At 67.8% G+C, this 12,970-nt stretch carries 12 protein-coding genes; 8 read left to right on the top strand and 4 right to left on the bottom strand.

The window, feature by feature from the left end:
- Positions 1-4 precede the first annotated feature (4 nt).
- Complete coding sequence (locus ACP7AU_RS06905; RefSeq protein WP_426050943.1) at positions 5-1,456, bottom strand: response regulator; 1,452 nt, start codon at positions 1,454-1,456, stop codon at positions 5-7.
- Positions 1,457-1,512: 56 nt separating this feature from the next.
- Complete coding sequence (glmM, locus tag ACP7AU_RS06900) at positions 1,513-2,862, bottom strand: phosphoglucosamine mutase (RefSeq protein ID WP_426038556.1); 1,350 nt, start codon at positions 2,860-2,862, stop codon at positions 1,513-1,515.
- A 128-nt stretch (positions 2,863-2,990) separates the two neighbouring features.
- On the opposite strand from glmM, the gene glmS reads away from it, so the two are divergent.
- The 4 genes from glmS (at position 2,991) to ACP7AU_RS06880 (ending at position 7,941) form a co-directional block, all read left to right on the top strand.
- Positions 2,991-4,811: a glutamine--fructose-6-phosphate transaminase (isomerizing) gene (gene glmS, locus ACP7AU_RS06895; RefSeq protein ID WP_426050942.1), complete on the top strand. Its 1,821-nt coding sequence runs from the start codon at positions 2,991-2,993 to the stop codon at positions 4,809-4,811.
- Positions 4,812-4,883: 72 nt separating this feature from the next.
- Positions 4,884-5,762 (top strand): UTP--glucose-1-phosphate uridylyltransferase, encoded by an 879-nt coding sequence (locus ACP7AU_RS06890; RefSeq protein WP_426050941.1) that lies wholly within the window; start codon positions 4,884-4,886, stop codon positions 5,760-5,762.
- 68 nt (positions 5,763-5,830) lie between these two features.
- Positions 5,831-7,069: an NAD-dependent epimerase/dehydratase family protein gene (locus ACP7AU_RS06885; RefSeq protein ID WP_426050940.1), complete on the top strand. Its 1,239-nt coding sequence runs from the start codon at positions 5,831-5,833 to the stop codon at positions 7,067-7,069.
- An 8-nt stretch (positions 7,070-7,077) separates the two neighbouring features.
- Entirely contained in the window at positions 7,078-7,941 is an 864-nt protein-coding gene (locus tag ACP7AU_RS06880; RefSeq protein WP_426050939.1) for an SDR family NAD(P)-dependent oxidoreductase, read from the top strand.
- Between the two features lie 120 nt (positions 7,942-8,061).
- On the opposite strand, the gene ACP7AU_RS06875 is transcribed toward ACP7AU_RS06880, so the two are convergent.
- Positions 8,062-8,802 carry a DUF6065 family protein gene (locus tag ACP7AU_RS06875; RefSeq protein ID WP_425990487.1) on the bottom strand — a complete coding sequence of 247 codons (741 nt, stop codon included), beginning with the start codon at positions 8,800-8,802 and terminating at the stop codon, positions 8,062-8,064.
- A gap of 50 nt (positions 8,803-8,852) precedes the next feature.
- Between ACP7AU_RS06875 and ACP7AU_RS06870 the strand changes: the two genes are divergently transcribed.
- From ACP7AU_RS06870 to ACP7AU_RS06855, 4 genes are all read left to right on the top strand, one after another.
- Positions 8,853-9,401, top strand: coding sequence for a prolyl-tRNA synthetase associated domain-containing protein (locus ACP7AU_RS06870; RefSeq protein WP_426050938.1), 549 nt, complete (start codon positions 8,853-8,855; stop codon positions 9,399-9,401).
- A 39-nt stretch (positions 9,402-9,440) separates the two neighbouring features.
- On the top strand, positions 9,441-10,340 hold the full coding sequence (locus ACP7AU_RS06865) for a tetratricopeptide repeat protein (protein ID WP_426038550.1): 900 nt from the start codon (positions 9,441-9,443) through the stop codon (positions 10,338-10,340).
- Positions 10,341-10,350: 10 nt separating this feature from the next.
- Positions 10,351-11,010 carry an LON peptidase substrate-binding domain-containing protein gene (locus tag ACP7AU_RS06860; RefSeq protein ID WP_426050937.1) on the top strand — a complete coding sequence of 220 codons (660 nt, stop codon included), beginning with the start codon at positions 10,351-10,353 and terminating at the stop codon, positions 11,008-11,010.
- A gap of 79 nt (positions 11,011-11,089) precedes the next feature.
- Entirely contained in the window at positions 11,090-11,284 is a 195-nt protein-coding gene (locus ACP7AU_RS06855; RefSeq protein ID WP_426038548.1) for a Trm112 family protein, read from the top strand.
- Between the two features lie 288 nt (positions 11,285-11,572).
- On the opposite strand, the gene ACP7AU_RS06850 is transcribed toward ACP7AU_RS06855, so the two are convergent.
- The gene (locus ACP7AU_RS06850) at positions 11,573-12,826 is read right to left on the bottom strand and encodes a UbiH/UbiF/VisC/COQ6 family ubiquinone biosynthesis hydroxylase (protein WP_426050936.1); all 1,254 of its coding nucleotides are present in this window, start codon (positions 12,824-12,826) and stop codon (positions 11,573-11,575) included.
- Positions 12,827-12,970 lie beyond the last annotated feature (144 nt).

Raw genomic sequence — 12,970 nt, 5'->3', positions numbered from 1 at the left:
GCGGTCAGACCGGGCGGGCGCCCTCACCCGTCGAGCCCTCGACCGAGCCGGCGTCCGGTCTTCCCGCGCTCCAGACCGAGACCGCCGTCAGCAGCCCGACCATATTGATCGGCTTGGCCAGACAGTCGTCGATGCCTACGGCGGCATAGCTGGCGAGCTGTTCGGGCAGGGTGTTGGCGGTGACCGCGATGATCGGGACCGCACTCATGGTGCTCGGCAGGGCCCGGATGCGCCGGGACGCCTCCACCCCGTCCATGACCGGCATGGCGATGTCCATCAGGATCAGGTCGAAGTCGCCCTTTTCGACCGCCGTCAGACCCTGAAGACCGTCGTCGGCGGTCTCGCACCGGATGCCCTGGGTCGCCAGAATTGTGGCCACCAGGGTGCGGTTGTTCTCATTGTCGTCGACATAGAGGACCACCGGTCCACTGTCGGGTTCGCGCGCAGCGGGCGTTGCGGCCATCGGCGTGACGGTCGGCGGCAGGACGCTCCCTTGCCCTTCAGGGACAATCACGTCCTGGTCTGACACGATGATCATCTCGTTGACCAGCGTCAGCAGCCGCTGGCCCGCCTCGTGGATCCGTCCGGCCTGTTGCAGCGTCCGCTCCGGCAGGGCGTCGTGCACCATCACCTCGGCGAAGCCGAGGATCGCGTTCAGCGGCGTCCGCAGCTCGTGCGACATGTCGGACAGGAACTGCTGGCGCGCCTCGGCCATGGCGGCTTTCTGTTCGGCGGCGGCGCGCGCCTGTTCGGCCTCGACCCGGGCGGTGACATCCTGTTCGCTAAGCAGCAGGCCGATTTCGCCGGTCACCGGGTCCGGCACAGCGGTCAGGACCAGATAGTGCCAGCGAATTCCCTTTGCGGTGCGGATCTCGCACACATCGAAGGCGCCATGGCCTTCCAGGGCGCGCGTACGCAGACTTTCCACGGCCTCGGCCCGGACAAACCGCTCCGCATAGGCAAAGGTTTCGCTGCCGTAGGCGGTGAAGGCGGCGGGGTTGCAGAACAGGGCCCCGCCCTCCTGGTCAAACAGGGAAATGAGGGTGGGTGCATAGCGCAGCGCCTCGACAGCGCGCCGCTCGGCCGGCCCGACCTCGATCGGCGCAGCCTCGAACAACAGGACGGGCCGATCGTCGTCGAGCACGAAGGTCGAGATCGTCGCCTTCACCGTGACCGGCTGCCCGTTTGGATAGAAGGTCCAGCGCTCGCTGACCGTTTCGCCGTCCGCCGTGGCCTGCACCAGTCGGGCGGTCCGCGCCTTGACGGAGGGCGACAGGTCGGAGAAGTCCCGGGCCAGCAGAGCCTCGAGCGTATCCGATCCCCAAAGGGCCAGGGCGGGTAAGTTGGCGTACACTCCCTTGCTTGCCGCCGGGTCGAACATCCAGATCGGACGATGCAGCCGGTCCCAGGCGAGGAACAGGGACGAGTCATCCAGGGCAGGGGTCGCGCTGTGCATGGAATCTGCCATGCCAGAGCGACCTGAATTTTCACTTAAGTCTTCGTGATATCGGGCTAGCCGGCCGCCTTCACCGCGGCGGCGACCTCGGCCACGACCCGTTTCACCAGGGCCTCGTTGTCGCCCTCGGCCATGACGCGGATCAGTTTCTCGGTGCCGGACGGGCGGACCAGCAGGCGACCCTGACCGGCGAGGGCGGCCTCGGCCTCGACGATTGCGGCCTTGACCTTCGCGTCCTCCAGCGGCTTGCCGCCGGTGAAGCGGACGTTCTGGAGCAGCTGGGGCACGGGCTCGAACTGGCGGGCCAGTTCGCTCATCGGCTTGCCGCTCTCGACCAGGACGGCCAGCACCTGCAGCGCCGCCATCAGGCCGTCGCCGGTGGTGGCGTGATCGTGCAGGATCAGGTGGCCGGACTGTTCGCCGCCGAGATTGAAGCCGCCCTCGCGCATCCGCTCCATGACATAGCGGTCGCCGACCCTGGTCCGCTCCAGCGTCAGGCCGTCGCCGGTCAGGGCGCGCTCGAGGCCCAGGTTGGACATGACGGTGGCGACCACGCCGCCGCCCTTGAGCACGCCGCGCCGGGCCCAGTCGCGGCCGATCAGGGCCATGATCTGGTCGCCGTCGACGACCTTGCCGTTCTCGTCGCAGATGATCAGCCGGTCGGCGTCGCCGTCCAGAGCGATGCCGATGTCGGCCCGCTTCTCCTTGACCACGGCCGCCAGCGTCGCCGGATGGGTCGAGCCGCAGTCGGCGTTGATATTGGTCCCGTTGGGCGAGACCCCGACTGAACAGACCTCGGCGCCCAGTTCATAGAGGGTGGTGGGCGCAACCTTGTAACCGGCGCCGTTGGCGCAATCGATGGCGATGCGCAGGCCCGCCAGCGACAGGTGACGCGGGAAGGCCGCCTTGGCGATCTCGATATAACGGGCCTGGGCGTCGTCGATGCGCTTGACCCGGCCCAGCCGGTCCGACACGGCCAGCCCCTCGTTCAGCCCGTCGTCCATCATGGATTCGATCTTCAGTTCGGTCTCGTCCGACAGCTTGTAGCCGTCGGGGCCGAACAGCTTGATGCCATTGTCGGCATAATCGTTGTGCGAGGCGGAAATCATCACGCCCAGATCGGCCCGCATCGATCGGGTCATCATCGCCACGCCCGGCGTCGGCAGCGGCCCGAACGTCAGCACGTCCATGCCGACCGAGGCGAACCCCGCCACCAGCGCCGGTTCGATCATATAGCCCGACAGGCGGGTATCCTTGCCGATCACCACCAGATGGCGGCGGTCGTCGCCCGACATGAACAGCTTGCCCGCCGCCAGACCGACGCGCAGGGCGACCTCGGCCGTCATCGGACTGCTGTTCGCCTTGCCGCGAATGCCGTCCGTACCGAAATATTTGCGCTCGCCCATGTGCGGCCCTCCGCCGAAACCTGCCGAAACGCCTTTTTAGGTGTCGGCGTCCTAAGGCCGTCCTAGAGCAGACCATCCCGGCCGTCATCCTCGGCCGTAGACGACCCTGCGCCAGGAGCGACCCCGGAATGTGCGGCATCATCGGCATCGTCGGAATCCAGCCGGTCTCGGATCGCCTGATCGAAAGCCTGAAGCGTCTTGAATACCGCGGCTATGACTCGGCCGGCATCGCCGCCCAGGTCAACGGGGTGCTGGAGCGCCGTCGCGCGCCCGGCAAGCTGAAGGCGCTGGAAAAGGTGCTGGCGGCGAACCCGCTGGTGGCCACGACCGGCATCGGCCACACCCGCTGGGCCACCCACGGCGCCCCCACCGAGGCCAACGCCCACCCGCACATCGCCGGCCGCGTGGCCGTGGTCCACAACGGCATCATCGAGAATTTCGCCGAGCTGAAGGCCGAGCTGATCGCCGCCGGCCGCGTCTTCTCGTCCGAGACGGACACCGAGGTGGTCGCCCATCTGCTGGATTCGGCGCTTGCCACAGGCCTGTCCCCGCTCGACGCCTTCAAGGCGACGCTGGACCGGCTGTCGGGCGCCTTTGCGCTGTGCGTCCTGATCTCGGGGGAGGACGAGGTGATCCTGGCGGCGCGCAACGGCCCACCGCTGGCTGTCGGTCACGGCGACGGAGAGATGTTCATCGGCTCCGACGGCCTGGCCCTGGGGCCGTTCACCAACAGGATCACCTATCTGGAAGACGGCGACTACGTCATCGCCACCCATGGCGGGGCTCGCATCTTCGACGCCTCGGGATCGGAGGTCGCGCGGCCGATCAAGATCGTGCCCGCCTCCGCCGTCCTGATGGAGAAGGGCAACTACCGGCACTTCATGGAAAAGGAGATCCATGACCAGCCCGAGGGGTGCCAGCAGACGATCGCCGCCTATGTCGACACCCTGACCGGCCGGACCAAGGTCGCCGGCGATGTCGATTTTGCGGCGCTGGACCGGATCCAGATCGTCGCCTGCGGCACCTCCTATATCGCCGGGATGATCGGGCGGTACCTGATCGAACAGCTGGCTGACCTGCCCGTGGACGTCGAGATCGCCTCGGAGTTCCGCTACCGCAATCCGTCGCTGCGGCCCAACGCCCTGGCCATCGCCATGTCGCAGTCGGGCGAGACCGCCGACACCCTGGCCGCCTTCCGTCATTGCGCCCAGGCCGGGATGAAGACCGCTGCCATCGTCAACGCCACCGAATCCACCATTGCCCGCGAGGCCGACGTCGTCTGGCCGATCCATTGCGGGCCCGAGATCGGCGTCGCCTCGACCAAGGCCTTCACTGCCCAGGTCTCGGTCATGATCGCCATCGCCATCGCCGCGGCCAGGGCGCGCGGCCGGATCGACGAGGTCGAGGAGCAGCGTCTGGTCCGCGTCCTGCTGGAGGCGCCGCGCCTGATCGCCGAGGCCATCGGTCTGGAGGACGCGCTGAAGGACATCGCCGTCGACATCGCCAAGGCGCGGGACGTCCTTTACCTCGGCCGCGGCCCAATGTCGGCCCTGGCCCTGGAGGGCGCGCTGAAGCTGAAGGAGATCAGCTACATCCACGCCGAAGGCTATGCCGCCGGCGAGCTGAAGCATGGCCCGATCGCCCTCGTCGACGAAGCCACCCCGGTCATCATCCTGGCCCCCTATGATTCCTGGTTCGAGAAATCGGCCTCGAACATGAGCGAGGTCATGGCGCGCGGCGGTCAGGTGGTCTTCATCACCGACCCGGAAGGAGCGAAACACGCTCCCGCAGGCGCCAGGGTGGTGGTCACGGCCCCGGCCTGCGATCCGCTGATCTCGGCCCTGGTGATGGCCGCCCCGATCCAGCTGCTGGCCTATCACGTGGCCGTGGTGAAGGGCGCCGACGTGGATCAGCCGCGGAACCTGGCCAAGTCGGTGACGGTCGAATAGCGAAATCGCGCGGACGGGGCTACGAAACCGGGCGACGCGCGTTACGCTCGCCGTCGCTGTCTGGGAGCTTTCATGAGTTCGTCGTCGTCCCGCGTCCGCAAGGCCGTCCTTCCCGTCGCCGGTCTGGGCACGCGGGTGCTGCCTGCCGCCAAGACGACGCCCAAGAACATGCTCAATGTGTTCGACCGGCCCCTGCTGTCTCATATCGTGGAAGAGGCGCGCGCCTCAGGCATCGAGCACATGATCTTCGTGGTCGGACGCGGCCAGACCTCGATCGAGGACTATTTCGATCACGGCTACGAGGTCGAGGCGATCCTGAAGGCCAAGGGCAAGGACGACATCCTGGCCCAGATCCTGGCCGACCTGCCCCGCCCCGGCGAAATGAGCTTCGTGCGCCAGATGGCGCCTCTGGGCCTGGGTCACGCCGTCTTCTGCGCGCGCGACCTGATCGGCGACGAACCGTTCGCGGTCATCCTTCCCGACATGCTGATGATGGCGGAGACCCCGGCGCTGAAACAGGCGATCGAAGCCCACGACCAGACAGGCGGAAACATCGTCGTGGTCGAGCCGGCGCCCGAGGGAGAGACCCACAAATACGGCATCGTCGCCCTGAATGGGCAGGACGGGCGCCTGAACCGGATGACCGGCATGGTCGAGAAGCCGCCGCTGGGGTCCGAGCCGTCGAACCTGTTCATCTCCGGCCGTTATGTACTGACGCCCGACATCTTCCCCCTGCTGGCCGACCAGCAGTCGGGCGCCGGCGGCGAGATCCAGCTGACCGACGCCATGGCCCGGCTGATGAAGGTCCGGGACTTCCACGCGCTGGAATACGAGGGGACGACCTTCGACTGCGGCGATCCGGTGGGGCTGCTCAGGGCCAATGTCGCCTATGGACTGAAGCATGCGGGCCTCGGCGAGGCGGCGCGTGCGGCGATCGCGCCCCTGCTTTAGGCAACCGCTCCGCTTTGCTCCGGTCCCCGCCTTCGGCTAGGCAAGGTTGGGGCGGAGGAAAAGACGCGATGAAGGTACTGGTTCTGGGCGGGGATGGCTTCTGCGGCTGGCCCACGGCGCTGCATCTATCGGCCCGCGGCTGGGACGTGATCGTCATCGACAACCTCAGCCGCCGGAACATCGACAACGAGCTGGAGGTTCAGTCCCTGACCCCGATCCGGACCATGGGCGAGCGGATCGCCGCATGGAAGGACGTCAGCGGCCGCGACATAGGCTTCGTCAACATGACCGTCGGCAAGGATTTCGACCGCCTCGTCGCCCTGATCCGGGACGAAAAGCCCGACAGCGTCGTCCATTTCGCCGAACAGCGGGCCGCCCCCTATTCGATGAAGTCGGCGCGACACAAGCTCTACACCGTCGACAACAACATCAACGCCACCAACCACCTGCTGGCCGCCATCGTCGAGAGCGGGCTGGACGTCCACCTGGCTCATCTGGGGACCATGGGTGTCTATGGCTACACCACCGCCGGGCTGCGCATCCCGGAAGGCTATCTGAAGGTCACGGTCCAGACCGACTTCGGCCCGACCGAACAGGAGATCCTGTTCCCGCCGAACCCGGGCTCGATCTACCATATGACCAAGACCCAGGACGCCCTGCTGTTCCAGTTCTACGCCAAGAACGACGGCGTCCGGATCACCGACCTGCACCAGGGCATCGTCTGGGGCGCCCAGACCGAAGAGACGAAACAGGACGAGCGGCTGATCAACCGGTTCGACTATGACGGCGACTACGGCACGGTGCTGAACCGGTTCCTGATGCAGGGCGCGCTCGGCTATCCGCTGACGGTGCACGGCACGGGCGGCCAGACACGGGCCTTCATCCACATCCAGGACACGGTGCGCTGCGTCGAACTGGCCCTGAAGAACCCGCCAGAGAAGGGCGAACGGGTCAAGATCCTGAACCAGATGACCGAGAGCCGCCGGGTCCGCGACCTCGCCGCCATGGTCGCCGGGATGACGGGCGCCGAGGTCCACAATGTCGCCAATCCCCGTCTCGAGGCCGACGAGAACGAACTGGTCGTCGCCAACGACCAGTTCCGCGACCTGGGGCTGAAGCCCATCACCCTGGCCGAGGGGCTGATGGCCGACGTCACCGACATCGCGCGCCGCTACGCCGACCGGGCCGACCGGACCAAGATTCCCTGCGTCTCCGCCTGGAACGGCAAGCGAGCCGAAGCCTTGCGCGCCGCCCCGGAAACCGCGCCGGCGCCCGTTCCCACTCCCGCCGAGGCGCGGGTCGGCTGAGCCCAGCAATGGCGCACGGGTCCCTGCTGATTTTCGGCGCCGGCTATCTCGGCCGGGCGGTGTTGGCCGAGGCGGCGAAACGCGGCCTGTCAACGGCGGCGACCTCGCGCGACCTGGAACGCCGGGCTGCGCTGACGGCCGACGGCGCCGCCGCCGTCGATCCTGCGGACAAGGCGGCGCTGGCCACAGCGGTCAGCCAGGCTTCCGCCATCCTGATTACCGCCCCGCCGGACGGCGGCGGCTGTCCCGGCGCCCGGGCCCTGTTGCCCGCCCTGACCGAGGCGCAGGCCTATCCCGACTGGATCGGCTACGTCTCCTCGACCGCCGTCTATGGCGATCGCGACGGCGGCTGGGTGTTCGAGGACGACGCCCTGAACGCGTCCAGCCTCGAGGGCGCGCGTCGCGTCCGGGCCGAGGCAGACTGGCTGGACGCAGGGCGCGGCATGGGGCTGACGGTGCAGGTGTTCCGCCTGCCGGCCATCTACGGCCCCGACCGGTCGGTGGTCGACCGGCTGCGCGACGGCTCGGCGAGGATCGTGCGCAAGCCCTGCCAGGTCTTCAACCGCATCTATGTCGACGACGCCGTCGCCGGTCTGTTCGCCTCGATGGACCGGCCCAGGCCTGGCGCGGCCTACAATCTGGCCGACGATGCGCCCTCGGCGGTCGATGTCGTCATGGCCGACGCCGCGCGGCGCATGGGCCTGCCACAGCCGCCCGAGGTCGACTGGACCGATCCATCGGTGTCGGACGCGATGCGGCGCTTCTATCTCGACAGCAAACGTATCTCGAACGCCCGCGCCAAGGCTGAACTGGGCTGGCGACCGGCCCATCCGACCTGGCGCGAGGGGCTGGAGGCGATCTTGGCAGTGTGATCGTGTCTCTTCCCCGCGCCGCAGGCGGGGGGAGGTGGATCCGGAGCGAAGCGGAGGAGACGGAGGGGTTCTTTCTGCATGCGGCCAGAACCCCTCCGCCAGCTCGCAAGGGCTCGCTGCCTAGCCCACCCGCGGGGTCTTCAGCCTGCGCTTGTTGGCATGGGTGTCCGGCGCCGTGCCCAGGGCCTCGGGGATTTCGCCCTTGAAGTAGAACCGCTGCCACGCCTCCTTGGCCGCGTCGGGATCGCCGCTGGCGAGCCTCGTATTGAAGTCGGTGCGCTGGCGGTTCCAGGCCTCGAACTGGCCCTTCATCACCGGGTTGGACTCCAGCGTCCGGATCACCGGCTGGACCGCCTCCATCTTGCGGTGCTCGACCAGGTGGATGAAGCAGAAGGGCTCGCCGCGCTCAAACTTCACCCGGCCCGGGCGGGTGAACAGCCAGTTCATGGTGAAGGGGAAGGGCAGCCAGTCCGTCTCGATCAGGCCGACCAGGGGCTGGATCCCGTCCTTCATATGGTTGGGCGAGCCCCCGCAGATCATCCCCCAGCCTGGCGGCGTGCGGAACAGATACTGGGGGTGCATGGTCAGGACCCCGCGCGAGAAGTGCGAGGTGACGAAATGGTCCAGCTCGGGCTGGGGCCGCTCGGGCGTAATGGTGATGTCGGCCTGCGACGGCCCGCCGTTCCACTCGGCCGTGAAGGTGAAGGGGCACAGGATCTCCCATCCCGTGGTGTTGGCCATGGTCAGGGGCAGGCAGCGATACGGATGCCGGCTGACGAAGGCGTCCATCCAGTTTCGCGACTGGCGCCCGGGCACCAGATCCGGCGGCCGGGCCGACATGGGGTAGCATTCCAGTTCCAAGGCGACGCTCCGGGCGGTATCGAGGTGCATCACTCCTAGCCCGGCCAAGCATGACCGCTCAACCACTGCATGATCGCGACAGTCTGATCGCCTGGATGGCCGAGCGGGGCATCGAGCAGACGACCCACGACCACCCCGCCGTCTTCACCGTCGACCAGGGCCACGAGATCAAGGCCGCCATGCCCGGCGCCCACACCAAGAACCTGTTCCTCGAGGACAAGAAGGGCCGGCTGTGGCTGATCTCGGCCCGTCAGGACACGGTCATCGACCTCAAGGCCGCGCCCCGGACCATCGGTTCCGACCGGGTGTCGTTCGGCAACGAGGTCCTGATGCACGAGACCCTCGGCGTACGGCCCGGCTCGGTCACCGCTTTGGGATTGATCAACGACGTCGATCGGAGGGTGACCTTCGTCATCGACCAGCGGCTGTGGGACGCCGACATCGTCAACTTCCACCCCCTGACGAATACGGCGACGACGGCTCTGAGCCAGGCCGCGTTCCGGCGCGTGCTGGCCGAGATCGGGCGGGAACCGCTGGTGATCGACTTTTGCTCCAACGCCTCCGGCGACTTGCCGCAGGCGGCCTCCGCGACCATCTGAGCCCTACCGCGTTACAGCCCCGAGCTTCAAAGAGACCCGATGACCCTAGCCGATCCCCAGACCTCCGAAACCGACGACCTGATCAAGGACGGCTCCGACGCCGGCTTCATGGACGACGTGATCGCCCAGTCCAAGATCCAGCCCGTCATCGTCGACTTCTGGGCCACCTGGTGCGGCCCGTGCCGGACCCTGACCCCCTCGCTCGAGAAACAGGTCCGGGCGGCCGGCGGCGCGGTCAAACTGGTCAAGATCGACGTCGACAAGAACCCCGCCTACGCCGGTCAGCTGAAGGTCCAGTCGATCCCCACTGTCTATGCCTTCGTCGACGGCCAGCCGGTCGACGGCTTCCAGGGCGCAGTGCCGGAAAGCCAGATCAAGGCCTTCATCGAAAAGCTGTCGGGCGGCGCGGCCGTCAACACCGACGTCGAGCAACTGCTGGCCCTGGGCGAGGAATCTCTGGGCCTGTCAGACTTCGGCGGCGCGGCCCAGGCGTTTGCCCACGTCCTGACCATGGAGCCCGAGAACCAGAAGGCCATCGCCGGCATGGCGCGGGTCTATCTGGCCGGAGGCGACGCGGATCAGGCCCGCCAGACCATCGCCATGGCCCCGCAGGATTCGACCGAACCCTCGGTCGTCACGGTCCGGGCCCAGCTGGCCCTGTCATCCAGCGCCCCGGTCGGCGAGACCGCCGCGCTCGAGGCCAGGGTGAAGGCCGATCCGAACGATCATCAGGCGCGCTACGACCTGGCCTTGGCCCAGGCCGCCGAGGGCGACCTGAAGGGCGCGGCGACCAGCTTGCTCGACATCGTGTCGGCCGATCGCGATTGGAACGACCAGGCGGCGAGGAAGCATCTTCTGGTCGTGTTCGAGGCCGCCGGCCTGTCGTCCGACATTGCAAAAGACGGGCGCCGCCGCCTGTCTTCCATTCTGTTTTCCTGAAGGACGTTCGATGGCCCAGGGCTATGTGAAGGCCGTTGACCTGCCCCAGGTGATCCCGGTGTTTCCGCTGCCGGGAGCCATCCTGCTGCCGCGCGGTCAACTGCCGCTGAACATCTTCGAGCCGCGCTACCTGAACATGATCGACGACGCGATGGCGGGCGACCGGGTGCTGGGCCTGATCCAGCCGTCCGGTGGGCCGGCGCGGTTGCCCAGCCTTTCGGCGGTGGGGTGCGCCGGACGGATCACCAGCTTCGCGGAGACCTCCGACGGCCGCTATCTGGTCACCCTGACCGGGGTGGCGCGGTTCCGGGTGGCGTCCGAACTACCGACCCAGACCCCCTACCGTCAGGTCCGCGCCGCCTTCGCTCCGTTCGAGGCCGACCTGTCCACCCCCCACGGCGGCGAAGCCTTCGACCGCGAGGCCTTCCTCGCCGGGTTGAAACATTATCTGGAGCGGCGTCAGCTGGAGATCGACTGGGAGACGGCCGAGGCCGCGCCTCAGGAGGCCCTGATCAACAGCCTGTCGATGGCCCTGCCGTTCGAACCTGCGGAGAAACAGGCCCTGCTGGAATCTCCGGCGCTCGCAGACCGCGTCGAGGTCCTGACCACCCTGATGCGCATCGACGCGGCCGAGACCGGCGACGGCGACACGCCGACGTCGATGCAGTAGACAAATCCCCCTCGATCCACAGAAGGACCGGGCTCAAGCTGCGAGCGCCCGCGGCGCAAGCGGTAGCCCTCTACAAAAAATGAGCGATGCTTTTCACACGCCGTCATCGGTCGACCCGCGCCTGCTGGAAGTCCTCGTCTGCCCGATCACGCGCGGACGGCTCGACTACGACCGCGAGGCCAATGAGCTGATTTCGAAGGGGGCGAAGCTGGCCTTCCCCATTCGCGACGGCGTGCCGATCATGCTGCCCGAAGAAGCGCGGCAATTGGACTGAGTGGTGCAGACGTGGGTCTTCAAGACCACCGCCCACAGGCCTGATGAAGAGCCGAGAGAGCTAGTCGCACTGGCCAGCGGCGCGGATGAGCAAGCCTGTCTGGCCTTCGCGATTGATCAGATGACCCTGCGCGGCTGAGTGGACATTGAAGTCTCGCGGCGCGTCGAACTCGATCCCAACGCTAAGGCGAGCGCCAACGACTACCTCCTTAGAGCGATTGAGACGGTAGAGGCCTGCGGATTTTCGGTCATTCGGTATGGTCCTGCCGACCACTGACCCGGCTCAAGGCTAGACCAGCTCGCCCCGCAGCAACTTGGGCAAGTCCCCCGTCGCACCGCCGGCCTCGCGCATTAAGACGCGGCGCAGCGGGCCGATACGGTTCACCGCCGCCATGCCGAGATCTCGCGCCAGGCGCACCGGCGGCAGGTCGTTGGAGAACAGCCGCACGAAGCCGTCGAACCCGGCCGCCAGGGCGACAGTGTCGAACCGCCGCCAGCGGGCGTAGCGGTCCAGAACCACCGTCGAGCCGATGTCCTCGCCCAGCCGCATCGCCTCGATCAGCACCTCGGCGAGGGCGGCGGCGTCTTTCAGTCCCATGTTCAGGCCCTGGCCCGCCACGGGATGCACGCCGTGGGCCGCATCGCCGAGGATCGCCGTGCGCGGGGCGGTCAGTGTCGTCGCCAGCTCCAGCGCCAGCGGATAGACGAAGCGCGGGCCCTCCGGCGTGGTGCCGTCAAGGAAATCGCCTAACCGCCGGGTCAGATGGGCCTGGAAGGCCTCGTCCGAACAGGCGTTCAGCGCCTCGGCGGCGCGGGTGCTTTCGGTCCAGACCAGGCTGGCGCGCTGTTCGGTCAGGGGCAGGATGGCGAACGGGCCGCCGGGCAGGAAATATTCGTGGGCGACATTGCCGTGGTCGCGGCCCAGCCGGACCGTCGCCACCACCCCGGACTGGCCATAGCCCCAGCCGACCGTCTCGATCCCGGCCGCCTTGCGCACCTTCGACCCGCGCCCCTCGGCGCCGACCACGACCGGGGCGCTGATGACCGAGCCGTCGGCCAGCGTCACGCGCGCGGCAGGGTTCGTCTGTTCGACCCCGACGACGGAACCGGGCGTGCGCAGATCGATGTCGCTCGCCGTCACCGCCCCGGCCAGGGCCGCGCGGATACGGCGGTTCTCGACCATATAGCCCAGCGGCTCGCCGCCGTTGGCGTCGCCGATCTCGTCGGCATCGAAGCGCAGGAAAACCGGGGAGGCGGCCTTCGACGCCGCGCCCGGACGGCGTCCGTCGGTCACGAGAATCCGGTCCATGCGGCAGGCATGGGGCCGGAGACCGTCGCCTAGACCCAGCGCGTCCAGCATGCGGAAGGTCGAGAATGCAATCGCCGTCGATCGCCCGTCGAAGGTCGGGGCCAGCTGGGCCGGGAAGGGTTGAGGATCGATAAGGACGACCTTCAACCCGCCCCGCGCCGCGGCCAGGGCGAATGTCGCCCCTGCCATGCCTGCGCCGGCGACGATGACTTCGTGGGTGTGAGGTGAGGCCATGGCCGCTTGTCGCGCTGTCCGGCGGGCGCGTCCAGTGGGCGTAATGTCTCCTCCCTGTTCGCCGCTCGACGAAGGCGGAGGAGACCATCTGTCGAGGTAAACAGCCCCTTAACCCCAAGCCTGCGACACTGGTCTGCAAGTCCG

It is taken from the genome of Brevundimonas sp. SL161, assembly GCF_049896985.1.
Classification (GTDB): Bacteria; Pseudomonadota; Alphaproteobacteria; order Caulobacterales; family Caulobacteraceae; genus Brevundimonas.
This window is presented reverse-complemented; position numbering and strand designations above follow the sequence as displayed.